General features: G+C 44.9%; 23 protein-coding genes, 1 tRNA gene and 1 pseudogene. 5 read left to right on the top strand and 20 right to left on the bottom strand.

Translation table 11 applies throughout. The features are described from left to right. The 19 genes and pseudogenes from JHD69_RS14120 to atpD form a co-directional block, all read right to left on the bottom strand. Nucleotides 1-244 (bottom strand): annotated as a pseudogene (locus tag JHD69_RS14120) (hypothetical protein); the annotation flags it as partial. 176 nt (nucleotides 245-420) lie between these two features. Then, nucleotides 421-1,026: a hypothetical protein gene (locus tag JHD69_RS14125; RefSeq protein WP_199140988.1), complete on the bottom strand. Its 606-nt coding sequence runs from the start codon at nucleotides 1,024-1,026 to the stop codon at nucleotides 421-423. 411 nt (nucleotides 1,027-1,437) lie between these two features. After that, a complete protein-coding gene (gene ilvA, locus JHD69_RS14130; RefSeq protein ID WP_199140989.1) occupies nucleotides 1,438-2,682 on the bottom strand; it encodes a threonine ammonia-lyase IlvA in 1,245 nt (414 codons plus the stop codon). Nucleotides 2,683-2,806: 124 nt separating this feature from the next. Next, nucleotides 2,807-3,973, bottom strand: coding sequence for a 2-isopropylmalate synthase (locus JHD69_RS14135; protein ID WP_199140990.1), 1,167 nt, complete (start codon nucleotides 3,971-3,973; stop codon nucleotides 2,807-2,809). A gap of 17 nt (nucleotides 3,974-3,990) precedes the next feature. After that, complete coding sequence (gene leuB, locus JHD69_RS14140) at nucleotides 3,991-5,070, bottom strand: 3-isopropylmalate dehydrogenase (RefSeq protein ID WP_199140991.1); 1,080 nt, start codon at nucleotides 5,068-5,070, stop codon at nucleotides 3,991-3,993. Then, nucleotides 5,070-6,545: an ATP-binding cassette domain-containing protein gene (locus JHD69_RS14145; RefSeq protein WP_199140992.1), complete on the bottom strand. Its 1,476-nt coding sequence runs from the start codon at nucleotides 6,543-6,545 to the stop codon at nucleotides 5,070-5,072. Before JHD69_RS14145 ends, leuB begins: the two co-directional genes overlap by 1 nt. 56 nt (nucleotides 6,546-6,601) lie before the next feature. Further along, entirely contained in the window at nucleotides 6,602-7,192 is a 591-nt protein-coding gene (gene leuD, locus JHD69_RS14150) for a 3-isopropylmalate dehydratase small subunit (RefSeq protein WP_199140993.1), read from the bottom strand. Nucleotides 7,193-7,328: 136 nt separating this feature from the next. Continuing rightward, nucleotides 7,329-8,090 (bottom strand): class I SAM-dependent methyltransferase, encoded by a 762-nt coding sequence (locus JHD69_RS14155; protein ID WP_199140994.1) that lies wholly within the window; start codon nucleotides 8,088-8,090, stop codon nucleotides 7,329-7,331. Nucleotides 8,091-8,173: 83 nt separating this feature from the next. Then, on the bottom strand, nucleotides 8,174-9,580 hold the full coding sequence (gene leuC, locus JHD69_RS14160) for a 3-isopropylmalate dehydratase large subunit (protein WP_199140995.1): 1,407 nt from the start codon (nucleotides 9,578-9,580) through the stop codon (nucleotides 8,174-8,176). A 59-nt stretch (nucleotides 9,581-9,639) separates the two neighbouring features. Beyond that, nucleotides 9,640-11,121, bottom strand: a complete 1,482-nt coding sequence (ilvC, locus tag JHD69_RS14165) for a ketol-acid reductoisomerase (protein ID WP_199140996.1) — start codon at nucleotides 11,119-11,121, stop codon at nucleotides 9,640-9,642. A gap of 38 nt (nucleotides 11,122-11,159) precedes the next feature. Continuing rightward, nucleotides 11,160-11,546, bottom strand: a complete 387-nt coding sequence (locus JHD69_RS14170) for a glyoxalase superfamily protein (RefSeq protein WP_199140997.1) — start codon at nucleotides 11,544-11,546, stop codon at nucleotides 11,160-11,162. A 46-nt stretch (nucleotides 11,547-11,592) separates the two neighbouring features. Then, a complete protein-coding gene (gene ilvN, locus JHD69_RS14175; protein ID WP_199140998.1) occupies nucleotides 11,593-12,195 on the bottom strand; it encodes an acetolactate synthase small subunit in 603 nt (200 codons plus the stop codon). A 6-nt stretch (nucleotides 12,196-12,201) separates the two neighbouring features. Continuing rightward, a complete protein-coding gene (gene ilvB, locus JHD69_RS14180; RefSeq protein ID WP_199140999.1) occupies nucleotides 12,202-13,941 on the bottom strand; it encodes a biosynthetic-type acetolactate synthase large subunit in 1,740 nt (579 codons plus the stop codon). Nucleotides 13,942-13,945: 4 nt separating this feature from the next. Next, a complete protein-coding gene (ilvD, locus tag JHD69_RS14185; protein ID WP_199141000.1) occupies nucleotides 13,946-15,625 on the bottom strand; it encodes a dihydroxy-acid dehydratase in 1,680 nt (559 codons plus the stop codon). Between the two features lie 363 nt (nucleotides 15,626-15,988). After that, entirely contained in the window at nucleotides 15,989-16,879 is an 891-nt protein-coding gene (locus JHD69_RS14190) for a branched-chain amino acid transaminase (RefSeq protein WP_199141001.1), read from the bottom strand. Nucleotides 16,880-17,020: 141 nt separating this feature from the next. Continuing rightward, nucleotides 17,021-17,149 (bottom strand): hypothetical protein, encoded by a 129-nt coding sequence (locus JHD69_RS21300; protein ID WP_255530660.1) that lies wholly within the window; start codon nucleotides 17,147-17,149, stop codon nucleotides 17,021-17,023. A 300-nt stretch (nucleotides 17,150-17,449) separates the two neighbouring features. Beyond that, nucleotides 17,450-17,860, bottom strand: a complete 411-nt coding sequence (locus JHD69_RS14195; RefSeq protein WP_199141002.1) for a hypothetical protein — start codon at nucleotides 17,858-17,860, stop codon at nucleotides 17,450-17,452. A gap of 92 nt (nucleotides 17,861-17,952) precedes the next feature. Next, a complete protein-coding gene (atpC, locus tag JHD69_RS14200) occupies nucleotides 17,953-18,204 on the bottom strand; it encodes an ATP synthase F1 subunit epsilon (RefSeq protein ID WP_199141003.1) in 252 nt (83 codons plus the stop codon). Between the two features lie 78 nt (nucleotides 18,205-18,282). After that, the gene (gene atpD, locus JHD69_RS14205; protein ID WP_199141004.1) at nucleotides 18,283-19,785 is read right to left on the bottom strand and encodes a F0F1 ATP synthase subunit beta; all 1,503 of its coding nucleotides are present in this window, start codon (nucleotides 19,783-19,785) and stop codon (nucleotides 18,283-18,285) included. A gap of 477 nt (nucleotides 19,786-20,262) precedes the next feature. Here atpD and JHD69_RS14210 point away from each other — a divergent pair, with 477 nt between their 5' ends. From JHD69_RS14210 to obgE, 5 genes are all read left to right on the top strand, one after another. Then, the gene (locus JHD69_RS14210) at nucleotides 20,263-21,171 is read left to right on the top strand and encodes an SDR family oxidoreductase (RefSeq protein ID WP_199141005.1); all 909 of its coding nucleotides are present in this window, start codon (nucleotides 20,263-20,265) and stop codon (nucleotides 21,169-21,171) included. A gap of 97 nt (nucleotides 21,172-21,268) precedes the next feature. Continuing rightward, a complete protein-coding gene (locus JHD69_RS14215; RefSeq protein ID WP_199141006.1) occupies nucleotides 21,269-21,733 on the top strand; it encodes a redoxin domain-containing protein in 465 nt (154 codons plus the stop codon). A gap of 97 nt (nucleotides 21,734-21,830) precedes the next feature. After that, nucleotides 21,831-21,904, top strand: a tRNA-Arg gene (locus JHD69_RS14220). Between the two features lie 500 nt (nucleotides 21,905-22,404). Next, nucleotides 22,405-22,974: an adenylate kinase gene (locus JHD69_RS14225; RefSeq protein WP_199141007.1), complete on the top strand. Its 570-nt coding sequence runs from the start codon at nucleotides 22,405-22,407 to the stop codon at nucleotides 22,972-22,974. A gap of 71 nt (nucleotides 22,975-23,045) precedes the next feature. Further along, nucleotides 23,046-24,047 (top strand): GTPase ObgE, encoded by a 1,002-nt coding sequence (gene obgE / locus JHD69_RS14230; protein ID WP_199141008.1) that lies wholly within the window; start codon nucleotides 23,046-23,048, stop codon nucleotides 24,045-24,047. Nucleotides 24,048-24,130: 83 nt separating this feature from the next. Here the strand turns inward: obgE and JHD69_RS14235 are convergent, their stop codons facing one another. Further along, on the bottom strand, nucleotides 24,131-24,685 hold the full coding sequence (locus JHD69_RS14235) for a WcaF family extracellular polysaccharide biosynthesis acetyltransferase (RefSeq protein WP_233165916.1): 555 nt from the start codon (nucleotides 24,683-24,685) through the stop codon (nucleotides 24,131-24,133). Nucleotides 24,686-24,910 lie beyond the last annotated feature (225 nt).

Below are 24,910 nucleotides of genomic sequence, written 5' to 3' on the forward strand. Positions count from 1 at the left end.
CCCCCCCCCCCCCCCCCCCCCCCCCCCCCCCCCCCCCCCCCCCCCCCCCCCTTTTTAGATGTGTATAAGAGACAGAATCAACATAATACGTGTTGGTGGTTCCCGATAAAAGTTTCCAGCTATTTGGCGACCTATCAAAAATAATGGTGCGGTTAGGCGTAGTTTGGTTGATGATAGTGTCTTTTTTGCAAGACGCCAGACCTAGTGTGGCAATGCAAAGTAGGAGTAAGGTTATCTTTTTCATGTTGTGTGTGTTTTGCATAAAGCTATGCAAATCTGCTGCCAAATATGATTGAATAGAAAAACACACATTGTAACATTTTGTTTGTGGGAAAGATGAAATCATGATCTTTTAGTTCGGCAACGCATTTGCCTATCAATTAATCGCCTATCCAAATTTTAACTGGTCGATTTTTATGCTTAGTTCAAGTGTTTATAGCCCATCATCCTCATGCCGTAGCTCCATCTGTCGCGGATGTTGAGCAGGTTGCCCTCAAATTCCAATCCGGGTATAAATTTAGAAAGCAGGTTCTCTCTGCGTAAGGATTTTGCCAACATGCGTAACGAATGGCTGGATAGTTTTTGGTACGAAGGGTCGATGAGCCGTTGTTCCCTGAGCAGCAGTTCGCCGTCCCATTGTTCGGCGGCTTTTCCCTTTAAACAAATACCTGTGTATAAATTTTGAAGATCGGGCCAGATGTCTTCGAAAATGAGCTGGTTGCCATACTGAACAAAATGCTGGATTTCAAGATTAGAATTGCCGGTAAGCCTGGGTACTTCGCTAAGGAGCTTACTCAGCTTGCCAGTTGTAATGGCGGCTATGCCTGCCCATTTGGTTTCGAAGCCCACCGAATCGGTTTGATGCTGAAACCATTTGTAAAAATCAGATCGCTCTGCAATATCACGGTACTGGTTAAAGCCGTCTGCTTTAAGTAGGTTCACAGTGTTGGCCCTGCTCCAAATGGCATTATGATGTTTTCGGTCTGTTTTGAGCCAGTGTCCATCATTGCCATCGTGCTTGCCCAAAGGATTTGCCAGGAGATAACTAGCCTGGTCGGGATATTCTAAAGCCTTTATTTTCTGAATGAGACAGAAGCAACATAAAAAAAACAACAGGCTTCGCATACCTTAAGGTACGGAAAATATTCCCTTTTGGTTGTCCGGCCAAAGAAGGAAAGTTGAGGGTGGAGGCCAAATAAAATATGGAGCAGTCTTGTTGGTGAAGAACACCAACAAGTGCCAGGATGCTTCGTTAATGATTTGATGACGTAGCTAAAGATTTTGGTCGCAGACCGGGGTGTTTAATAGACCAATATAGTTAACCAGCTCGCCTCTTGGGCACCCCTCCAAGGGAGGAGAATTGTAAATACCAGCTTATTAATTGCTATCGTTGGTGTTCTTCACCAACGATTTAATCCGTCATACCAACAAGGATAGTTAAACCAGATACTCGAACAAAGTCTGGTCTTGGTTCAATTCGATAATATCGAATTTAAAGGCTTTCATGCGCTCGAGCAGGCTCGAATAATCTTCCCTATCCCTCAATTCGATGCCTACCAAAGCCGGACCATTTTCGCGTTCGGTTTTTTTGATGAACTCGAAACGGGTAATATCGTCGTGCGGACCTAAAACTTCGGTAACAAAAAGCTTTAATGCACCCGGACGTTGCGGAAAACGCACAATAAAATAATGTTTGAGCCCTTCGAAAAGCAAAGATTTTTCCTTGATTTCCTGCATACGCTCGATGTCGTTATTGCCACCGCTCACCACACAGACAACTTTTTTGCCTTTGATTTTTGAAGCACAGTAATCAAGCGAAGCTACGGCTAGTGCGCCTGCAGGCTCGGCAACAATGGCATCTTCATTGTATAGCTTTAAGATGCTGGTGCATACCTTTCCCTCTGGGATCAACAATACCTCGTCTAAAACCTCTTTACAGATTGGGTAGGTAAGCGAGCCGACCGATTTAACGGCTGCGCCATCAACAAATCGGTTGATCTGATCTAGCTTTACCGGATGTCCAGCTTTGAAAGCGGCATCCATAGAAGGGGCACCTTCAGGTTCTACGCCTATCAACTCGATGTTGGGTTTGGTATTTTTGAGGTACATGCCTGTACCTGAAGCCAAGCCTCCACCGCCAATTGGCATAATGATAACTGCTGCATCAGGCAGGTCTTCCAATATTTCCACACCAACGGTTCCTTGTCCCTCGATAACATGATAGTGGTCGAAAGGAGGTACGAAAGTCATGTGGTTGGCTTCGGTAAAACGCAAGGCTTCTGCCAGGCAATCGTCGAAAGTATCGCCAACCAGCACAATGTCTATCCAGCCATTGCCAAACAATTCGGTTTGACTTACCTTTTGTTTTGGCGTAATCTCGGGCATGAAAATAGTGCCCTTGATTTTTAGTTTTTTGCAAGAATAAGCTACGCCCTGTGCATGATTGCCTGCACTGGCACAAACTACGCCATGCTGCATTTGCTCGGTGGGAATTTGGCTCATCATGTTGTAGGCACCGCGCAATTTGTAAGAGCGTACTACCTGTTTGTCTTCGCGCTTAAGGTAGATTTCGGCACCATATCTTTCAGATAAGCGGGCATTGTATTCTAATGGCGTACGCAACACGGTACCTTCGAGCCTTTCGGCTGCCGCTAAAAAATCAAATGTATGTGGTATTGTCATGAAGTTCATTGGCTTATTGTTTCGTTAGTCATTGGCTAATTAGTCGATTAGTTCGAGGTTTATTGGCTATTGGCTGATTTTTTCATTTGACTAGACCATCAACCACGGACTATCGGCTAAAGACTTATTTATACGCCAAATGCAAAGCCACCAACTGATTCAAATCGTGGTCGTCTATGCCTTGTTTGCTATCGGCCAAAATCAAAAACTGTTGGTAAACGATATCTAAATGTGCTTTTTCCAGGTTGTGGCCCAAGCGGTCTAAGTGGTGCTTCAAGGCGTGCCTGCCGCTTCTTGCGGTTAAAACAATGGCAGCCGAAGGAAAACCTACATCTTCCGGTTTAATGATTTCGTAGTTCTCGCGGTTTTTCAGGAAGCCATCCTGATGGATGCCCGAGCTGTGCGAGAAGGCGTTGCCGCCCACAATGGCTTTGTTGGGTTGTACCGGCATGTGCATCTGCTGGCTCACATGCCTGCTGATGTTGTAAAAACCCTGGGTATTGATCTGCGTGTGCAGGTTGAGGCTTTTGTGGGTCTTTAAAATCATAACCACTTCTTCCATAGAGGTATTGCCAGCGCGCTCGCCAATGCCGTTAATGGTACATTCTACCTGGCGGGCACCGTTTTGCAGACCTGCGATAGAATTGGCAGTTGCCAAGCCCAAATCGTTGTGGCAGTGCACAGAAATGATGGCTTTATCGATATTTTTTACGTTTTCTTTGAGGTACAGGATTTTAGAACCGTATTGATCTGGCAAGCAATAGCCATTGGTATCTGGAATGTTGACCACCGTTGCGCCGGCGGCGATTACCGATTCGATCATCTTGGCCAAGAACTGGATATCGGCCCTGCCTGCATCTTCTGCATAAAACTCAACGTCTTCTACGTATTGTTTGGCATATTTTACGGCTTCTACGCCACGGGCCAAAATTTCTTCGCGGGTACTGTTAAACTTGGTTTTGATGTGCATGTCAGAGGCTCCGATACCGGTGTGGATACGCGGTCTTTTGGCATAGCGCAAAGCATCGGCTGCTACATCAATATCGTTTTTGTTGGCTCTGGTCAACGCACAGATAATCGGATCGTTTACAGCTTTCGACAATTCGATAACGCTGTTAAAATCGCCGGGACTCGATACTGGGAAACCGGCTTCAATCACATCTACGCCTAAGCGCTCCAGCGATTTGGCGATTTCAACCTTTTGGCCGGTATCTAGCTGGCATCCAGGAACCTGTTCACCATCGCGTAGGGTAGTGTCAAAAATATAAACTTTGTTAGGATCGTGTAGCATCGTCTTAGGGTTTTAGGTTAATGATTGGATAAAAATTTCAATACCAGCTTGCCCATTTCCTGGGTGCCCAGTACTTTATACCTGTTTGTGGCCGCATCGGCAATATCGTTGGTTCTAAAGCCTTCTTTCAGCACTTTGTCAACTGTGTCAACAATCTTTTTGGCTTCATCTTTTAGGCCAAAGCTGATTTCGAGCATCAAGGCAGCCGATAGGATAGAAGCCAAAGGATTAGCTAAATCTTTTCCGGTGATATCGTGTGCCGAACCGTGGATAGGTTCGAAGAAACCTGTGCCGTCGCCAACAGAAGCCGAAGCCAGCATGCCCATTGATCCGGCAATTTGCGAAGCCTCATCAGTTAAAATATCGCCAAACAAGTTCGCGGTTAGCACGACATCGAATTGTTTAGGGTCTTTGATGAGCTGCATGGCTGCATTGTCGATAAACATGTGCTCGGTTTGCACGTCGGGGTATTGTTTGGCTACTTCCTGAACGGTTTCGCGCCACAAACGTGAACTTTCGAGTACGTTTGCTTTATCAACCGAGCATAGTTTCTTGCTGCGCAGTCGAGCCGCTTCGTAGGCTTTATGGGCAATGCGCTCTACTTCGTATTTATGGTAGATCATCAGGTCGGAGGCGGTTTGCCGGTCTTCCGAACGCGATTTTTCACCAAAGTACACATCGCCGGTCAGTTCCCTGAAGAACAAAATATCGGTTCCTTTTAAGATGGCGGGTTTAATGCTCGAAGCGTGCAGCAGCTCATCGAACAATAAAATAGGACGCAGGTTGGCATACAGGCCAAGTTCCTTCCTGATTTTGAGTAGCCCTTGTTCGGGGCGTACTTTTAACGAGGGGTCATTGTCATATTTGGCATGGCCAACCGCTCCAAAGAGGATGGCATCGCTCTTTTTAGCTTTTTCAAGGGTTTCGTCTGGCAAAGGGTTTCCTGTTGCTTCGATGGCAACGTGGCCCATTAATGCTTCATCGAAGGTAAAATTGTGGCCGTAGGTGCTTGCAATGTGCTGCAAAACCGCTTTTCCCCATTGGGTTACTTCTGGTCCAATTCCATCACCCGGAATAACTAAAATATGTTTCTCCATTATGCTAATTCTTTTTGTGTTTCGTAAGTTTTTGTGTTTTTAACAACTTCGCCCTGATGGAGCTGAAGCCGATAGGTTAGGCAGCTGGGCAGTTGCGATTCGAAATGGCCTACATAAATGAGGGTCATCCCGTTGGCGCAAAGGGCATCTACCAGTTGGTTAAAATGTTGTGTCTGTTGTTGATCTAGCCCTTGGCAAGGCTCATCTAAAATGAGCAGTTCAGGGTTTTTGATAATGGTTCGGGCTAATAGCACCAAGCGCTGCTTGCCCAAAGGCAAAGTGCTGAGCAATGCGTTGCGCGAAGCGGCTAAGCCAAAATATTCAATAAGTTCGTCTACCTGGCAGGCTTTGGAGTAGGGCAGTTGCTGAAACAAGCCCACACTATCGTAAAAGCCTGAAGCAATGCTGGCAAAAACGGTAGCCGTAGGATCGAAATACCAATGAAATTCTGGAGAAATCAGTCCAATATGTTGCTTGATATCCCAAATGCTTTCTCCACTGCCTCTTCTGTTGCCGAATAAATACAATTCATTGGCATAAGATTGGGGATGGTCGCCGTTAACCAAGCTCAGCAAAGTTGATTTGCCAGAGCCGTTATGCCCCTGCAATAGCCACTTTTCGCCGGCCTTTACTTCCCAGTTGATGTTTTTCAATACTTGCTTGTCGCCATAGCTGATGTTGACATTCACCATTTTAACGATATCACTTGAAGAATAAATCGGCGATTCTTTCAAGAAAACCGGGATATTTTCCAACTGGTTTGTTGGAATGGGATTGCTGGTTTCAACAGTATCAACTTGTACCAATTGGCCATCTTTTAGGGTGGCAAAACGATTGATACAGGCAGGCAGTTCGGTGTCGTTGCTGATTAAAATGAGTTGGGCGCCTGCTTCGGCCAATTGATCTAATAAAACGTTCAGGTTTTGGCGCGAAGCCACATCCAGACCAGTATAGGGCTGATCGATGATGAGCAATTGGGGTTGCAGCCATAAAGCCTTTGCCAATTGCAGTTTTTTGTGCTCGCCACTCGAAAGCTCGATCAGTTGCGAACTGGCAAAAGCGATAAGGCCCAAAGCCTCTAAAATCGGTTCTACTTTGTCGAAGTGGAGCTTGTTTTCCTTGCCGTAAGCCATCAATTCGGCATGAACGGTTAAGGTTTCCTTAGCCTGCTGACTAGTATAGCGCTGCTGATAATAGAAATTGGCCACACCTTCGAGGTTTTTAAACTGGTACCAGCTTTCAACGTACAGCACTTGTTTGGGCAAACTGCTCAATTCGTCAAAGTTGATTTCAATGCTTCCCTGTGCGGGAGTTAAGCCTGCAATGGCCTTGGCCAACGAGGTTTTTCCATTGCCGCTTTCGCCACCAATCACCAGGTTTTCGCCAACCTGCATTTCCCAATACAAATCCTTGAGCACCACTTTGCTGTGGTAACTTAGGCTGAGGTTTTGTAGGTGGACGAATGGTTTGAACATGATGGGTATAGCGTATTGAGATATGAGTATTGAGATGTGAAATATGAGATTGGGCTTTAGGCTATTGCCTTTCTTTCAAATTCTTCGATCAAGGGTTTTTGGTTGAGGATAAAATCAATATCGTCATAGCCGTTAATGAGACATGATTTTTTGTAAGGATTGATTTCGAAGCTTTCTTGCTGGCCGGTACTTAACAGGGTAATGGTCTGTTTTTCCAAATCGATGGTTACTGCTGTTTTTGGGTCTTTGGCAACGGCAATAAATAGCTGATGCAAAAACCCGTCGCTTACCTGTACGGGCAACAAACCGTTGTTTAGTGCATTGCCTTTAAAAATATCGGCAAAGAAACTGCTTACTACGGCATCAAAACCGGCATCCTGAATGGCCCAGGCGGCGTGCTCGCGGCTGCTGCCACAACCAAAGTTTTTGCCCGCTACCAAAATTTTGCCACTGTAGGTTTTGTCGTTCAGTACAAAATCAGGTTTTGGCTGGCGATTTCCGTCGTAACGCCAATCGCAGAACAGGTTTTCGCCAAAGCCTTCCCTGGTGGTGGCTTTTAAAAACCTTGCGGGTATAATCTGGTCAGTATCAATGTTCTCTATGTTTAAGGGAACCACTGCCGAAGTTAATTTTTCAAATTTTTTCATTTTGTTTCGTTGTTAGTTGTTTGGTTTATAGTTTTTTAGGCCTAAAACTTACAACCTATCACTCTTATTCTTTCTTATGTAATTGGTTCTGGTTATCGATCTGCCTCAAACCTTCTACCTTATGCCTTCTAACCTTTTACCTCTTAAAGGCTTTAATTCTCAGTCTTCTATAATCTGCAAACCATTCGCCTTTGATGAAATGGTTTGGCTTTAAAATTTCTACGGCCAAATCCTTAATCGCTTCGGCTTGTTCGGTGCTTAAGTTTTTAAAGGCATGTTGTGCAAATTGCTGCATCCAGGTGTGCATGCCTCTTTCGCCGTTCAAGCGGGTAGGCCGATCAAACAGCCAAGCCTGCTCTACTTCAAAACCATGCTTTTCGAGTAAGGCAGTGTAGGCGCCAATGGAAGGGAAGTACCAAAAATTGGTAATTACCTGATTGGCCAATCCCAAATTCTTGGCTGCCGTTGCAATGGCTTCGGTAATACTTTGCACATTGCCTTGTCCACCAAATTCTGCTACCAACCGGCCACCTTTTTTTAGGCTTTGGTAAAGGCTTTTGGTTAAGCCTTCTTGGTTTTCTATCCAATGGAAAGTAGCATTGCTGAAAATGGCATCGAATACCTCATTGTAGGGTAACTGGGTTGCATCAACTACATCAAAAGCCAAGTCAGGGTAGTTTGCCCTGGCGGTAGCAACCATGCTGGCCGATGCATCGGTACCTACCACATTTGCTCCGCTTTTGGCAATTTCATTGGCTAACTGACCGGTGCCACAACCTACATCCAAAATGGCTTCGCCACGCTTTGGCGCCAACCACTGCAATACATCTGCACCGTAGTCTGATACAAAATGGTGCTGTTTATCGTATAATTTACTGTCCCAAGCTATTTCTGGCATATTTTGGTTTATTAGTTCATTAGTATCATTGGTTCATTGGTCATTAGTTTATTGGGAACTGAAAACCGCTACTTTTACCTTCCTTAAGCATGTGCCAACAATTCCCTCACATCGGTAATTTTACCTGTAACGGCCGCCGCGGCCGCGGTTAAAGGGCTTACCAACAATGTTCTGGCATTTGGACCTTGCCTGCCCTCGAAATTTCTGTTCGAGGTTGATACGCAATACTTTCCTGCCGGGATTTTATCTTCGTTCATACCTAGGCAAGCGCTGCAACCAGGTTCGCGCAATTGAAAGCCAGCTTGTTCGAAAACTTTGTCCAAGCCTTCTTCTTTAGCTTGTTTTTCTACCTGCTTGCTGCCCGGCACAATCCAAACTTCTACGTTTTCGGCTTTGTGCTTGTCTTTGACAAATTCGGCTACTTCGCGTAAGTCTTCGATGCGCGAATTGGTGCAAGAACCGATAAAAACATAATCAACCGGTTTGCCAATCAAGGAAGCATCGTCTTCAAAGCCCATGTAATCCAGGGCTTTTTGGTACGACAGCTGTTCGCTCTCTGGCTGTGCATGAGTGGCCGGAATATGTGCCGAAATGCCCATGCCCATACCCGGATTGGTGCCGTAAGTAATCATCGGCTCGATATCCTCGGCGTTGAATTTCAATACCTGGTCAAATTTGGCATCGGCATCACTATACAAGGTTTTCCATTTGGCCACAGCTTTATCCCAATCTTCGCCTTTAGGGCTGAATTCCCTGCCTTCCAAATAATCGAAAGTAATTTGATCTGGCGCAATCAAGCCACCACGCGCACCCATTTCGATACTCATGTTGCAGATGGTCATGCGCGCTTCCATACTTAACGAAGTAATGGCCGAACCTGCGTACTCGATGAAATATCCGGTACCACCCGCTGCCGAAATCTGCGAAATGATATACAGGATGATGTCTTTTGAGGTTACGCCCAGACCTAATTGGCCATTGACTTCGATTTTCATGGTTTTTGGCTTTTGCAGCAGCAAGCATTGCGTAGCCATTACTTGTTCAACCTGCGAAGTGCCAATGCCAAAGGCGATACTGCCAAATGCGCCGTGGGTTGAAGTATGGCTGTCGCCACAAACAATGGTAGCGCCAGGTTGGGTAATGCCCAATTCCGGCCCAATTACGTGTACAATCCCTTGAAAAGGATGGCCTAAGCCATACAATTCTATACCAAACTCTGCACAGTTTTTAGTGAGCATATCCACTTGGTAACGCGAAAGCTCTTCTTTAATCGGCAAGTGTTGGTTTAAAGTAGGTACATTATGGTCGGCAGTAGCGATGGTTTGCTTTGGCCTAAATACAGGCAAGCCACGTTTACGCAAGCCGTCAAAAGCCTGCGGACTGGTTACTTCGTGGATAAAATGGGTGTCGATGTATAAAATATCGGGGAAACCGGTTTCGCTTTTTACGATATGGGCATCCCAAATTTTTTCTACTAGTGTTTTAGACATATTGTTTTGTTTTTTGCCCGTACCTCACAGTGGAACCTATGAGGTGCGGGGTAGTATTATTATGCTGTTTTAATCGATTTCATGGCAGTCATGGCCTTTCTCAATTTGGCGCCTACAATTTCAACCGGATGGGTACGGATCACTTCGTTTACGCGGATCAATGCGCTGTTGTCAACGCCGCCGTCTTTGCCGTCGTTGTAGTTTTTACCGATTAGGCTCGAATCAACACGGGTCATGAAATCGGCCAATAAAGGTTTGCAGGCATGGTCGAACAAATAGCAGCCATATTCTGCCGTATCAGAAATTACGCGGTTCATTTCGAACAGTTTTTTACGTGCTATGGTGTTGGCAATCAGTGGTGTTTCGTGCAGCGACTCGTAGTAGGCCGATTCTGCTTTGATGCCTGCCTCAACCATGGTTTCGAAAGCCAATTCTACGCCGGCTCTTACGAAGGCTACTAAAAGCAAGGCGTTGTCGAAGTACTCCTGTTCGCTGATTTTTACATCGCCAGCTGGGGTTTTCTCGAAAGCGGTTTCGCCGGTAGCGGCGCGCCAAGCCAATAGGTTTTTGTCGCCGTTGGCCCAATCCTCCATCATTACACGGCTAAACTCGCCACTCATGATATCGTCTTGGTGCTTTTGGAACAAGGGACGCATGATTGTTTTCAATTCTTCTGAAATTTCGAAGGCCTTGATTTTAGCCTGATTGCTTAACCTGTCCATCATGGCTGTAATGCCACCGTGTTTTAAAGCTTCGGTGATGACTTCAATACCATATTGAACCAATTTAGAGGCATAGCCTTTATCGATGCCTTGCTCCACCATTTTGTCGAAAGAAAGAATGGCACCGGTTTGCAACAAGCCACAAAGAATGGTTTGCTCGCCCATCAAATCAGATTTTACTTCGGCTACGAACGATGATTTCAATACCCCGGCTTTGTGTCCGCCGGTACCAACGCAATAAGCTTTTGCCTGGGCCAGACCTTTGCCTTGCGGATCGTTTTCTGGGTGAACCGCAATGAGGGTTGGTACGCCAAAGCCTCTTACAAATTCGGCTCTAACCTCACTGCCCGGGCATTTTGGAGCTACCATGATTACGGTTAGGTCTTTGCGGATCTGCATGCCTTCTTCAACAATGTTGAACCCGTGCGAGTAAGATAAAGTTGCACCTTCTTTCATCAAAGGCATTACCGCATTTACAACCGAAGTGTGCTGCTTATCAGGCGTAAGGTTGATCACCACATCGGCAGTAGGGATCAGCTCTTCGTAAGTGCCTACCTTAAAATTGTTTTCGGTGGCGTTTTTCCACGAATCACGTTTGCCTTCAATCGCTGCTGCACGCAGGGCATAAGCAACATCTAACCCACTATCTCTTAAGTTTAAACCTTGGTTTAAGCCTTGGGCGCCACAGCCTACGATCACCAGTTTTTTTCCTTTCAGTGCATTTACGCCATCCAGAAACTCTGAATTATCCATAAAGTCGCATACGCCCAACTGGTTTAATTTTTCTCTAAGTGGTAATGTGTTAAAATAATTAGCCATTGTTTTATTTGTTGATTTTTGGTTGATTTCTTTTGTTTTTATAAGTCTGTTTTTTCGTTTTCGGGTAGTGCTTCGTTAAACGATATCTTGTTGAAAAACGGATCGTTTACCGTTACGCACCAGGTACCATAAAAAGTTTTTTCAAGGCCCGGCCTGTTGTATTTGTATTTTTTGTCGATAAGAGCACGATGAAATTCCTTCAGCCCCGTACAATCGATGTGGATATGTGCACCTGGCGAACAATCGCCATGATGCTCGCTGAGATGCAGTTCGATGCCACCTAATGAAATTTGCATGTAGACAGGCGTATTTGCTTCAAACTGGTGTTCCCAATCTATTTTGAAGCCCAGCCAGTCAACATAAAACTCGACCGCTTTTGCATAATCGAACATCCTTAAAATCGGTACTACTTTGGTACATTTCATGATTGTTTCGTTCTTAGGTTGTTAGTTGTTCGCCTTCCATCTTCACCTACATGGTAAACACCTTGTCGCCTTTATCCAAATACTCGTTTTCTATCACATCTTGGCCAGGTTCGATGCGCTCGAACTCGCGCAGTTTGCTATGGAAACCTTCGCTGGCTTTGATGATAGCCACGCGGGCACTGCGCACAAATTCGATGAGGCCATAAGGCTGTAAAACTTCGATCAGCTTATCGGTTTCTTCGCGGTGTCCGGTAGTTTCGAAAACGGTATAATCTTTTCTGATCACGACTACGCGGGCACCATATTCACGCAGGAGACGTTCTACCAATACTTTTTCGGCAATCTCATCGGTAGGAACCTTGTAAAGGGCCATTTCTTGCCAGATGATATCCTCGTTGGTATTGTAGTAAACTTTAAGTACTTCGATCTGCTTTTCGATTTGTTTGGCCAGTTTGCGTACCACTTCCTCGGTTTCCTGAATTAAGATGTTGAAACGGTGGATGTGCTCGATCTCGGAAGGAGAGGTGTTTAAGCTCTCGATATTGATCTTGCGTCGCGAAAATATGATAGCAATACGGTTCAATAACCCGATTTGATTTTCGGCATAAACCGTAATGGTAAAGTCTTGTTTGTTGCTTTCTGTGCTCATAATCGGTTATTTTAATCTGATTTCACTTACACTGCATCCCTGTGGAACCATCGGGAATACGTTGTTTTCTTTGGTTACCATTACTTCTAAAAGGTAAGAGCCTTTGTGGTTCAGCATCTCGTCTAGCGAGCTGATCAAATCCTTGCGGTCTGAAATGCGTTTGCCGGCGATGTAATAAGAATCGGCCAATTTGATAAAGTCGGGACTGGTAATATCAACGGACGAATAACGTTTGTCGTTGAACAATTCTTGCCATTGGCGAACCATGCCCAAGAAGCGGTTGTTGAGGATCATGATTTTTACATCGATTCCGCTTTGCATGATGGTACCCAATTCCTGTAGGGTCATTTGGAAACCGCCATCGCCAATTACGGCAACTACGGTTTTGTCTTGTGCCCCAAATTTTGCGCCAATTGCCGCTGGAAGCCCAAAACCCATGGTACCTAAGCCACCACTGGTAATGTTGCTGCGGGTGTTATTGAATTTGGCATACCTGCAGGCTACCATTTGGTGCTGGCCTACATCGGTTACGATGATGGCGTTGCCATGGGTTAAGGCATTCAATTGGTTGATGACCTCGCCCATGGTCATTTCTGCGGTGGTTGGGTTTAGTTCGTTTTGGATAACCGCTTCTATTTCTTCTTGGCTATAAGCCCTGAAGCGTTCTAACCACTCGGTATGTTTTTGCTCTTTGATCAACTCGGTTAATAGAGGCAAAGTATCTTTGCAATCGCCCCAAACCGGAACGGTAGCTTTTATGTTTTTGTCGATTTCGGCAGGGTCGATGTCGAGATGGACCACTTTGGCCTGTTTGGCGTATTTGTCTAAACGGCCGGTCACCCTGTCGTCGAAGCGCATGCCGATGGCAATCAATACGTCGCACTCGTTGGTCAATACATTCGGACCGTAATTGCCGTGCATGCCCAACATGCCCACATTTAGCTCGTGATCGGTAGGGATGGCGCCTGCACCCATGATGGTCCATGCGGCAGGAATACCACTTTTCTCTACAAAAGCCTTAAATTCTTTTTCGGCTTTACCCAATAAAACACCTTGACCGAATAAGATAAAAGGTTTTTTAGCCTGGTTGATTAAATCAGCGGCTTGTGCAATATATTCCTTACGCACGATCGGCTTTGGCCTATAGCTGCGGATGTGGTTGCAAGGAGTATAGCCTTCATAGTTAAATAGTTGTAGCTGGGCATTTTTGGTAATGTCGATCAGTACCGGGCCCGGACGGCCGCTACGCGCAATGTAAAATGCCTTGGCCAGTACGCTGGGAATTTCGGTGGCATCGGTTACTTGATAGTTCCATTTGGTAACCGGCGTGGTAATGTTGATTACGTCTGTTTCCTGAAAAGCATCGGTGCCCAAAAGGTGCGCAAAAACCTGTCCGGTGATGCAAACCAAAGGTGTACTATCTATCTGTGCATCGGCCAAGCCGGTCACCAAATTGGTAGCGCCTGGTCCGCTGGTGGCGAATACAACACCAACCTTGCCCGAACTGCGTGCATAGCCTTGGCCCATGTGGATGCCGCCTTGCTCATGGCGGACCAGAATATGCTGTAATTTCTCTTTATAATCGTATAATGCATCGTAGATGGGCATGATGGCTCCACCCGGGTAGCCGAAAATAACTTCGGTTCCTTCTGCAATTAATCCTTCTAGCAAGGCAACAGAGCCACTTATTTCAACGGTGGTTTTAGTGGGTGTTTCTTTGATCAGTTCCTTTTGTGCTGTTTCCATAAGTTTAAGCTTCATCGGTTACGCAACCTTCGGCTGCGGTAGTTACGGTTCTGGCATATTTGAACAATACGCCCTTTTTGATTTTCAATTCGGGTTGTTGCCATTTGGCCTTGCGCTGGGCAATCACCTCTTCAGGTACTTTGAGCGTAATGGTGTTTTCGATGGCGCTGATTGCTATCGTGTCGTCGTCTTCAACAAAGGCGATCAGGCCCCCATCAAAATACTCTGGGGTAATGTGGCCCACCACAAAGCCGTGCGTACCGCCACTAAAGCGGCCATCGGTAATCAGGGCTACACTGCTACCCAATCCGGCGCCATAAATCGCGGATGTTGGCTTAAGCATTTCTGGCATGCCTGGTGCACCCTTCGGACCAACATCGCGGATAACGACGACGTCGCCAGGTTTTACACGGCCACTCGAAATGCCATTGATTAAATCAAATTCTCCATTAAATACACGTGCAGGGCCTTCAAAAAACTCGCCCTCTTTGCCGCTGATTTTGGCTACGCTGCCACCTTCGGCCAGGTTGCCGTATAAAATCTGCAGGTGCCCGGTAGCTTTGATTGGATTTTCGGCAGGGAAAATGATTTTTTGTTCGTCGAAGTTCAAATCTGGGATTTCGGCTAGATTGTCGGCCAATGTTTTTCCGGTTACGGTTAAACAATCGCCATGCAGCCAGCCTTTGTTCAGCAGGTATTTCATAACTGCCGGAACGCCGCCAATTTTATGCAGGTCTTCCATCATGTAGCGTCCGCTTGGCTTCATATCGGCCAATACCGGAATGCGGTTGCTGATTTCCTGAAAATCGTCTTGCGACAACTTCACGTCAACGCTTTTCGCCATGGCAATGAGGTGCAAAACGGCGTTGGTAGAACCGCCCAAAACCATGATGGTTACAATGGCGTTCTCAAAAGCCTTACGGGTCATGATGTCGCTTGGCTTGATATCTTTTTCCAGCAAAACGCGGATGGCTTTTCCAGCGGCTACGCACTCGGCTTTTTTCTCGTCGCTAAGTGCTGGATTTGATGAAGAATAGGGAAGGCTCATGCCCAGGGCCTCAACTGCTGCCGCCATGGTGTTGGCCGTATAAATGCCACCACAGGCGCCAGCTCCGGGGCAGGCGTGCTTAATCACTTCCTTAAAATCGAAATCGTCGATTTGGCCGGCAATTTTCTTGCCGAGCGCTTCGAAAGCTGATACAATGTTGAGGTCTTCGCCTTTGTAATGGCCCGGTTTAATGGTGCCTCCGTAAACCATGATTGACGGACGGTTCAATCGGCCCATGGCCATTAAAGAACCCGGCATGTTTTTGTCGCAGCCCGGAATGGTAATCAAACCATCGTAATATTGGCCTCCACAAACGGTTTCGATCGAATCGGCAATCACGTCGCGGCTTACCAGCGAGTAGCGCATGCCCTCGGTGCCGTTGCTCATGCCGTCGCTTACGCCAATGGTGTTAAAAATCAAGCCGACCAAGTCGTTTTCCCATACACCTTTTTTGACAATCTGGGCAAGATCGTTCAGGTGCATGTTGCAGGTATTGCCGTCATAGCCCATGCTGGCAATACCTACTTGTGCTTTTTCCATATCGGCATCTGTAAGGCCAATGCCATAAAGCATAGCTTGTGCGGCAGGTTGTGTAGGGTCTTGGGTAAAGGTCTTGCTGTATTTATTTAATTCCATTTTTGTAGTATATCGTTAGTGTTTCTGTTTTTTGAGGCAAAAAAAAAACCGCCTCTTGCGAAGGCGGTTTCGGTTGATGTATATTTTTTGATTATACGCAACGTATTCCACCTCTTGTTGAAGAAATGACAATAATAATGTTGCTAATAATGTTTGTAATCAAGTTCATGTCGTTGTTGACGTTGAACACAAACATACTAACAAATTGAAAAAAACAAAGAACTATTTTATTTTTTCATGGTCTGTGAGTCGCAGACCATGTTGAGGCGCCTATAGCATTGTCCTGTGCGTATGCTTGTCCTGTGTGCCACAAGACAGGGGTGAGAGTATAATGTTAGATCCCTGTACGCCACAGGGCAAGGACTAGATAATAACTTCGTAGTTTACCTTTTCGAGCACCAGGTTTTTGTAGGCTCTTTGCATGGTAGCGCCAATGCTGTCGCTCCATCTTTGTCGATAAACCACGTCGTCGATGGTGTGAATGCCCACAATTTCGGCGGCGGTACCGCAGAAGAAGGCGCCATCGGCACTCTTAAGTTCGGCTACGCTGATCGGTTTTTCGATCACCTCAATATCCAATACCTGACAAAGCTCAATGACGGTGGCCCGGGTAATGCCCGCTAAAATGTTGCCTAATGATGGCGTGTAAAGTTTGCCGTTTTTCTCGATAAAGATATTGGCCCCAGGGGCTTCGGCTACGTTTTCGTTCATATCTAACAATAAGGCTTCATCAAAACCTTTTTGCTTGGCATCCGTTGAAGCCAAAATAGAGTTTACATAGTGGCCACTGATTTTTGCTTCTACAAAAGTAGATTTTGGGTTGGGGCGCTGAAAAGGAGAGATACAAACCTTTAGCTGCTTATCGCCAAGGTATGAGCCCCATTCCCAGGCACAGATCATGATCGATACGGCTTGTGGGGCAACCAGCGACATATTAGGTTCGCTGTATACCAAAGGGCGGATGTAAGCATCTTTGAGGTTGTTCAACTCGAGCAGGCGATAGGTTTGTTTAATGAGTTCGTTAATATCCCAATGAAAAGGAATGTTCAGCAGCTCGCAAGAACGTTGCAGGCGTTTGTAGTGTTCCTTGATTTTGAATACTCGGGTGGCATTGTGGGTTTTGTAGGCCCTAATGCCTTCGAAAGCAGCCAGGCCGTAGTGTAGCGATTGGCCGTACAAATCGGTTTTGGCTTCCGCGGCTTTCACGAACTTTCCGTTCAAATAAATCAGTGTGCTCGAATTGTAATATTTCATGGGTATTGTTTATTGTTGCTGTTGCTGTTGCTATTTCTTGTAGTTGCTTTGCTTTACTGGCAAAACATGTTTGTTCATCTGGTTTTGCTATTAAAAAAGCGTCTCTTTTTGGTGGAGACGCTTCAGTTATTTTTAGGTTAATTAAAAATTCATGCACGACGTCTCCTGCTGCTTAAAGTTGAGCAGCACCATAGGGAACAGCAGCAAAGCCACCGGCAAAAAAGCCAGTTGGTTTGTTGAAGTCAGGTTCCTGTTTTGATGACGGATCATTGCTATTGTTTTATAAAAACCAATTTAGTTTTTGGTCTATAAACTATCAATAGCAAATAGAAAATAAATGAAAAAAAATAATATTCTGATTTTTATATAAAATCAGAATATTATTTTTATAAAGCACCTTTTTTAGGATTGAATATTGGTGAGGTGTAGACTAAATATGATTTTGGTATTCGGTATACATATTATGCTTGCATTGTAAATTTTGCAATTTTCTTCCTGAAATTGGAAAAACCGTCATAAAAACTTCAAAATTGCAGCTGTTTTTTGTGCAGGTTAGGTTGCGTTTTAGAGTTATTTTACCAGACCAATATTGTATTTTCTCCTGATGTAGGGAGTAAGAAATAAAATCAAGGTAGATATATAGAATATAAAGGAAAATCCGTTGCATAAACGGGCGGCCAAACTATGGTGGCTTTCCACAAAACATACCGCACAAAGTCTTGCCGTAAATTCCATAGTGGTATAGCTTGAGGCGATGCGAGCATAAGTGAAATAGTTGTATAGGCCATAACTTGAGATGACCAACATGAGCAACCAGGTGAACCTATTTTGGATCAAAAATACAGGAACTAATAACAACAGCAGGCCAATTCTTCTGTCATTGAGATAGTAATACTTTCGGTTTTCTGCATAGCACACTTCCACAATAATCAACAGTACGAAGAATGCGATGAGTAGCCACCTGAGAATCGTTAGTTTCATGGAAGGGTAATTTTATCTTCAAAATAAAAAGCCCCTTGAAATCATCAAAGGGCTTTTGTTTTTTTATGCCTGCGAACAGGTTATGCGATCAACTAAGCAATAACAGCTTCGGCCAATACTACAATTTTATTATCCAGAACTTCTACTACGCCTCCTTTAATGTTAAAGATATTCTCTTCTTTGCCAGAAGCACCTTTAATAATTACCGGTCCGTCTTCTAAAGTAGAGATGATCGGTGCGTGGTCTTTTAAAATTTGAAAAGATCCCAAAGTTCCCGGAACTGTAACCGAGGTTACTTCGCCTTCGAAAACTTTTTTGTCTGGAGTTAATATTTCTAAATTCATTCTTGATCAGATTTGAGATTTGAGATTTAAGACATGAGATTTTATCTCGTCTCACTTCTCAGATCTAATGTCTCACGTCTAGTTTGCTTCTGCCAATAGTTTTTTGCCTTTTTCGATAGCATCTTCGATGCTGCCTACCAAGTTAAATGCAGCTTCAGGATATTCATCAACTTCGCCATCCATGATCATATTGAAACCTTTAATGGTATCTTTAATGTCAACCAATACACCTTTTAAGCCGGTAAACTGCTCAGCTACGTGGAAAGGTTGCGACAAGAAACGTTGAACACGGCGTGCACGAGACACAACCAATTTATCTTCCTCAGATAATTCGTCCATACCCAAGATGGCAATGATGTCTTGCAATTCTTTGTAGCGTTGCAAGGTTTCTTTTACGCGTTGAGCGGTGTTGTAGTGCTCGTCGCCCAAAACTGCTGGCGAAAGGATACGTGAAGTTGAATCCAATGGATCTACCGCAGGATAGATACCTAGCTCGGCAATTTTACGTGAAAGTACGGTTGTAGCATCCAAGTGGGCAAAAGTTGTAGCCGGAGCAGGGTCGGTCAAGTCATCCGCAGGTACGTAAACGGCCTGTACCGAAGTAATCGAACCGCGTTTGGTTGAAGTGATACGCTCTTGCATCAAGCCCATCTCTGTGGCCAAAGTTGGTTGGTAACCTACTGCCGATGGCATACGGCCCAATAGTGCCGATACCTCAGAACCTGCCTGCGTAAAACGGAAGATGTTGTCGACGAAGAAAAGGATATCTTTTCCAGCGCCTTCGCCATCGCCGTCACGGAAGTACTCGGCTACGGTTAAACCCGATAGGGCTACCCGGGCACGTGCACCAGGAGGCTCGTTCATCTGACCGAATACCAATGTTGCTTTTGATTCTTTTAATTTGTCGGTATCAACCTTGCTCAAATCCCAGCCGCCTTTTTCCATCGAGTGCAAGAACTCGTCGCCGTAATTGATTACGCCTGATTCGATAAATTCGCGCAATAAGTCGTTACCCTCACGAGTACGCTCACCTACACCCGCGAATACAGAAAGACCTGCATAAGCTTTGGCGATGTTGTTTACCAATTCCATGATCAATACGGTTTTACCTACACCGGCACCACCGAACAAACCAATTTTACCGCCTTTTGCATAAGGTTCTAACAAGTCGATCACCTTGATACCTGTGTAAAGTACTTCGGTTTCGGTAGAAAGCTCGTCGAATTTAGGAGGAGCATTGTGGATGGGCCTGCCACCGGTTTTATCAACGGTGTTGATACCATCGATAGCTTCTCCAACTACGTTGAACAAACGGCCTTTGATCTCATCGCCAATTGGCATTGTGATAGGAGAGCCTGTGTCAAGTGCTTCCATGCCGCGAACCAAACCGTCGGTTGAGTCCATTGCGATGGCACGTACACGGTCTTCGCCAAGGTGTTGTTGCACTTCGAGAACGATCTTTTGTCCGTTTTCTTTGGTAATCTCTAATGCAGAGAAAATTTTAGGTAAATGGGCATCGTTAGCGAAACTTACGTCAACTACCGGTCCGATGATCTGCGCTATTTTTCCAATGTTAGGCATATATTGTTTTTGGTAAAATTATAAAAATCAAAATGTTAAAGGCGTTTTTAAACGCTTGTATTTCGGTCTGCAAAGCTAAGAGTTTTCCGACAAAATTTTACACATAAATAAAAAGTTTTTCAACATGGCTAAAATAGCTAAAATGCCACTGTTTTTTCGAAGCGACTGTCGGGTAGGGTAGTAATTAGTTATCAGTTGGTTAGGGTTCGATATTGTTTGGTTTAAGCAAGCCGGATTTCATTAACCAAAAACTAAAGTATGGACAAAAAATTAGCTTATGCTTGCTGGGTATGGCTTCGAGTATTTTTATTGCGGCCTGTGGCGGTTCGGGTACAAAGTGTAACCCGGTTTTAAATGGCCAATTTCAGAAACAGTGTTTTAAATGCGTGTTGCGAAAGCCATGGAGCGCAATTTCTTTTTTAATTGGGAGGTTAGGCCAGTAACGAATACATTTGCATAAACATAGAAATAGAGCTGATGAAAACTGTATTAGTTACTGGGAGCAATGGCCTGCTGGGCCAAAAAATTACCGAGAAAATCATAAATGAAGGTGGTGTAAAGCTTATTGCTACCGCCAAAGGTGCCAATCGGTATCCGGTTGCTGCCGGCTATGTTTATGCCCCAATGGATATCCTCAATCCGAAGGAAGTACGCGAAGTAGTGGCTTTGTATAAACCCGATGCCATTATCCACACGGCGGCCATGACCAACGTAGATACCTGCGAAACCGAAAAAGAACTGGCTTATCAACTCAATGTAGAATCAGTACAGACTTTAATTGGGGTTTGCGAAGAGTTCGATATCCAGCTGGTGCATCTTTCAACCGATTTTATTTTTGATGGTGCCAATGGGCCTTATGATGAAGAAGCCAAGCCCAATCCGCTGAGCTATTACGGACAAACCAAGCTGGAGGCAGAAGAACTGCTCAAAAAATCGAATATCAAATGGGCCATTCTGCGTACCATTATTGTATACGGCATTGTAAGCGACATGAGCCGGAGCAATATTGTGCTTTGGGCAAAAGGTGCTTTGGAAAAAGGCAATCCGTTAAATATTGTAAACGACCAATGGCGCATGCCAACACTTGCCGAAGATTTGGCCACTTGTTGCCTGTTGGCTGTCGAATACGACGCGCAAGGTGTTTTTAACGTTTCAGGCAAAGACATGATGAGCATTTCGGAACTGGTGGCCCGGGTAGCCGATTTTTGGGGTCTCGACAAAAGCCTTATCAACGAAATCAGTGCCGTTACTTTAAACCAGGTCGCCAAACGTCCGGTGCGTACGGGTTTTATTTTAGACAAAGCCATGACCCAACTTCACTACCAACCTCATAGCTTTGAAGAAGGATTAGCGATTGTAGACGAACAGCTGAAGGCTAGAGGATAAGCAGTTGGCAGTTCTCAGTTGGCAGTTTCCAGTTTAGCTACCAATAGCTATCGAAATCAACAATAACAGCAATTTAACAATAAAAACCACCTCAAATATGGCACTACAAGTAGGCGATAAAGCCCCAGATTTTAAATTATTGAATACAGAGCTTAAAGAAGTAAGCCTGGCCGATTACCAAGGCAAGAAATTGGTAGTTCACTTTTTTCCAATGGCCTTTACCGGCGTTTGTACCACGCAATTGTGCACCATGCGCGACAGTTTTGGCTATTACGAAGGCATGAATGCCGGTGTAGTAGGCATTTCGGTCGATTCGCCGTTCACCCTGGCCAAATTTAAGGAAGACCAGGCTTATCAGTTCCCTTTGCTTTCCGATTTCAACAAAGAAGTTTCACCCGCATACGATGCGCTTTATAACGAATTTGCTTTCGGTCTTAAAGGCGTTTCGAAAAGAGCGGCTTTTGTGATCGACGAAGAAGGAAAGATTGCGTATGCCGAAGTTTTGGAATCGGCGGGTGATTTGCCTGATTTTAATGCGATTAAACAGGCTGTAGAAGCGTAGCTGCAATTGATTTCGGCAAATAATTCAATTTTTCTTGAATAAAAATTGTGAAATTGAATTTGAAGCCTTACTTTTGCAGTCCGTTAGAAACGGCAATGCACCCGTAGCTCAATTGGATAGAGCATCTGACTACGGATCAGAAGGTTTGGGGTTCGAATCCCTACGAGTGCACCGCTAAAGCCCTAGAGATTTCTCTAGGGCTTTTTTATTAGGTTGCGTTTTTTCTGAGACTCTTTTTTGGAGGTTTGTGTTTTTCGGCAACAATTTGATATCTTCATTACTGTTATGCTTTTCATGGGGCGAATGGTTGCCGCATATACATTGGTGTATCGGAGTCTAAAAAAAGACGATCGTCGTACTTTGACGATAGGAGCGGACTTTTTCTTTTTATGATCGGGTGTGTCTTATTCGCTATTTGGCGTACGGGTTTGCCTTTCTTAAACCTATAGGTGCAACAAAGAAGTACAAGCCAGCAATGCAGGTTCGGTTTCCCTGCGCTATATAATTGGCACGCACTCGTTTGCTCTATCCAAAGTTTAAAAAAATAAGAGGATAGCCGATTTATATTTATATATTTGCAGCCGCAAAGGATTAGCCTTACGTGGGTTGATTTGTGTTATTTTTAATCAGTAATAATCTTCCTTTTGGAAGTTTCAACTAACTAGACCTTAATGCTGAATTTAGTTCTCTTTGGCCCTCCAGGTGCAGGCAAAGGCACCCAATCTCAGAAACTGATAGACAAGTATCAGTTAGTCCACATTTCAACCGGAGATCTTTTCAGAGCACACATTAAAAATCAAACACCACTGGGCAAAAAAGTGAGTCAATTGATTGCTGATGGCGAATTGGTACCCGATAAGATCACCATCGACATGCTGGAAGAAGAAGTAGACAAAAATCCGCAGGCCAAAGGCTTTGTGTTCGACGGTTTTCCGAGAACCATTCCGCAAGCCGTAGAATTAGACAAGTTTTTAGAAAGCAAGGGAAGCAAAATTGCAGGTGTAATTGCCCTTGATGTAGACAAAGACGAACTGACTAAGCGTGTGGCCCAACGCCAAAAGGAAAGTGGCAGGGTTGATGACCAGGCAGACAAGATCCAAAAACGTATTGACGAGTATTTCAATAAAATCGTTTTGGTGCTGCCCTACTACGATGAACAAAAAAAACTGACCAAAATTAATGGGATCGGTGAAATCGAAACCATCTTTAACAGCCTTTGTGCGGTTATTGATCAGTATTAAATAATAAATAGATAAAGGAATAGCGGGAAGAGGTTAGGTTCTTTCCGCTTTTTTATTTTAAAGGAGTGATTATGTCGCAAGGATCAAATTTTGTAGATTATGTTAAGATATGTTGCCGTTCTGGCAAGGGAGGGGCAGGTTCTGCACATTTGCACCGCGATAAGCTAACAGCAACCGGTGGCCCCGATGGGGGCGATGGCGGCAGAGGCGGACACATTATCCTCAAAGGCAATTCGCAGTTCTGGACCTTGCTCCACCTCAAATACCGTAAGCATATCATAGCAGAAGATGGCCTAAGCGGTGGCAGCGGACAAAAGACCGGTCGCACGGGCAAAGACGAAATCTTAGAAGTACCCTTGGGTACCATTGCCCGCAATGCCGAAACCGGCGAAGTGCTTTTTGAAATTACTCAAGACGGCGAAACCAAAATATTAACGCCTGGCGGCAGGGGCGGATTAGGCAATTGGCACTTTAAAAGTCCAACGCAACAAACCCCGCGTTTTGCACAGCCCGGTGAACCAGGAAAAGAAGAGTGGATGGTACTGGAGCTCAAAGTGCTGGCCGATGTAGGCTTGGTAGGTTTTCCCAATGCCGGAAAATCTACTTTGTTATCGGTGCTTTCGGCTGCCAAACCTGAAATTGCCGATTATCCTTTTACCACCTTGGTGCCTAACCTGGGTATCGTATCTTACAGAAACGGCAAATCTTTTGTAATGGCCGATATTCCAGGCATTATTGAAGGTGCTTCGAAAGGCAAAGGACTCGGATTTAGGTTTTTGCGTCATATCGAGCGCAATTCGGTGCTGTTGTTTATGGTGCCGGCCGATACCAGCAGAAGCATTGCCGAAGAATACGAAATATTGAAAAAAGAGCTGAAAGAATACAATTCGGAATTGATGCAGAAACCGCATCTCTTGGCAGTGACCAAGTCTGATTTATTAGACGATGAATTGAAAGAGGAAATGAAGGCTGAACTGCCTCAGGTGCCAGCCGTGTTTATTTCATCGGTAGCGCAACAAGGTTTGGTTAACCTGAAAGATATGCTTTGGGAGGCGATTAACGCGGAAGGTTAGCAGTTAACAGTTTTTAGTTTTCAGTTAACAGTTTCCAATAAACTAATGCCTAATCACTAATGAACTAACGACCAATGAACTGATCAGTCAATCAACCTATCTTTTACCTTCACTGCCGGATTGCCTTGATAAATCGAATAAGCTGCTAAATCTTTGGTGGCAATAGAACCCACCGTAAGTACGGCATGCGAATGGGCTTTGATACCCGGACAAACGATGGCCTTGGCGCCAATCCAAACGCCGTCTTCTAAGGTAATAGGCTTAGTGATCAGATCGAAACCTGCCTTTTTATAATCGTGGTTGCCAGTAAGCAACATGGCTTGTTGCGAAACGCATACATTTTTGCCGATGCTAACCTGGTCAAGGTTTTCTATCCTGCATTCGGCCAGCCAACAATGGTCGCCAACACTGAGTTTCCAAGGGTAATGCACATAGATATAGGGCTTTATCCTAACATCTTTACCAATTTTGGCCCCAAAAAGACGCAATAAAAATACCAATACCGAGCTGATCGGCATCAATCCCGACCTGAAAAAGAGCAGGCTGGTTAAATACCAACAGGTTATCTTGAAGCCCGAAGCACCAGGATTGAAATCCTTTTTGTCGAAATTCTTATGAAGCTGGGTTGGCTTGTTCAATTGGCGTATCTGATTTTGATAAAGTTGGCCTGACCGTATTTTTCTTTACCCAATAATAAAGTACAAAGAAAATAATAATATAAACCAGGATATTGAATACCTGTCTCTTATACACATCTCCGAGCCCACGAGACAGTACTCATGATCGCGTATGCCGTCTTCTGCTTGAAAAGGGGGGGGGGGGGGGGGGGGGGGGGGGGGGGGGGGGGGGGGGGGGGGGGGGGG

Origin of the sequence: Pedobacter sp. ASV12 (genome assembly GCF_016429155.1) — a bacterium.
Classification (GTDB): domain Bacteria; phylum Bacteroidota; class Bacteroidia; order Sphingobacteriales; family Sphingobacteriaceae; genus Pedobacter.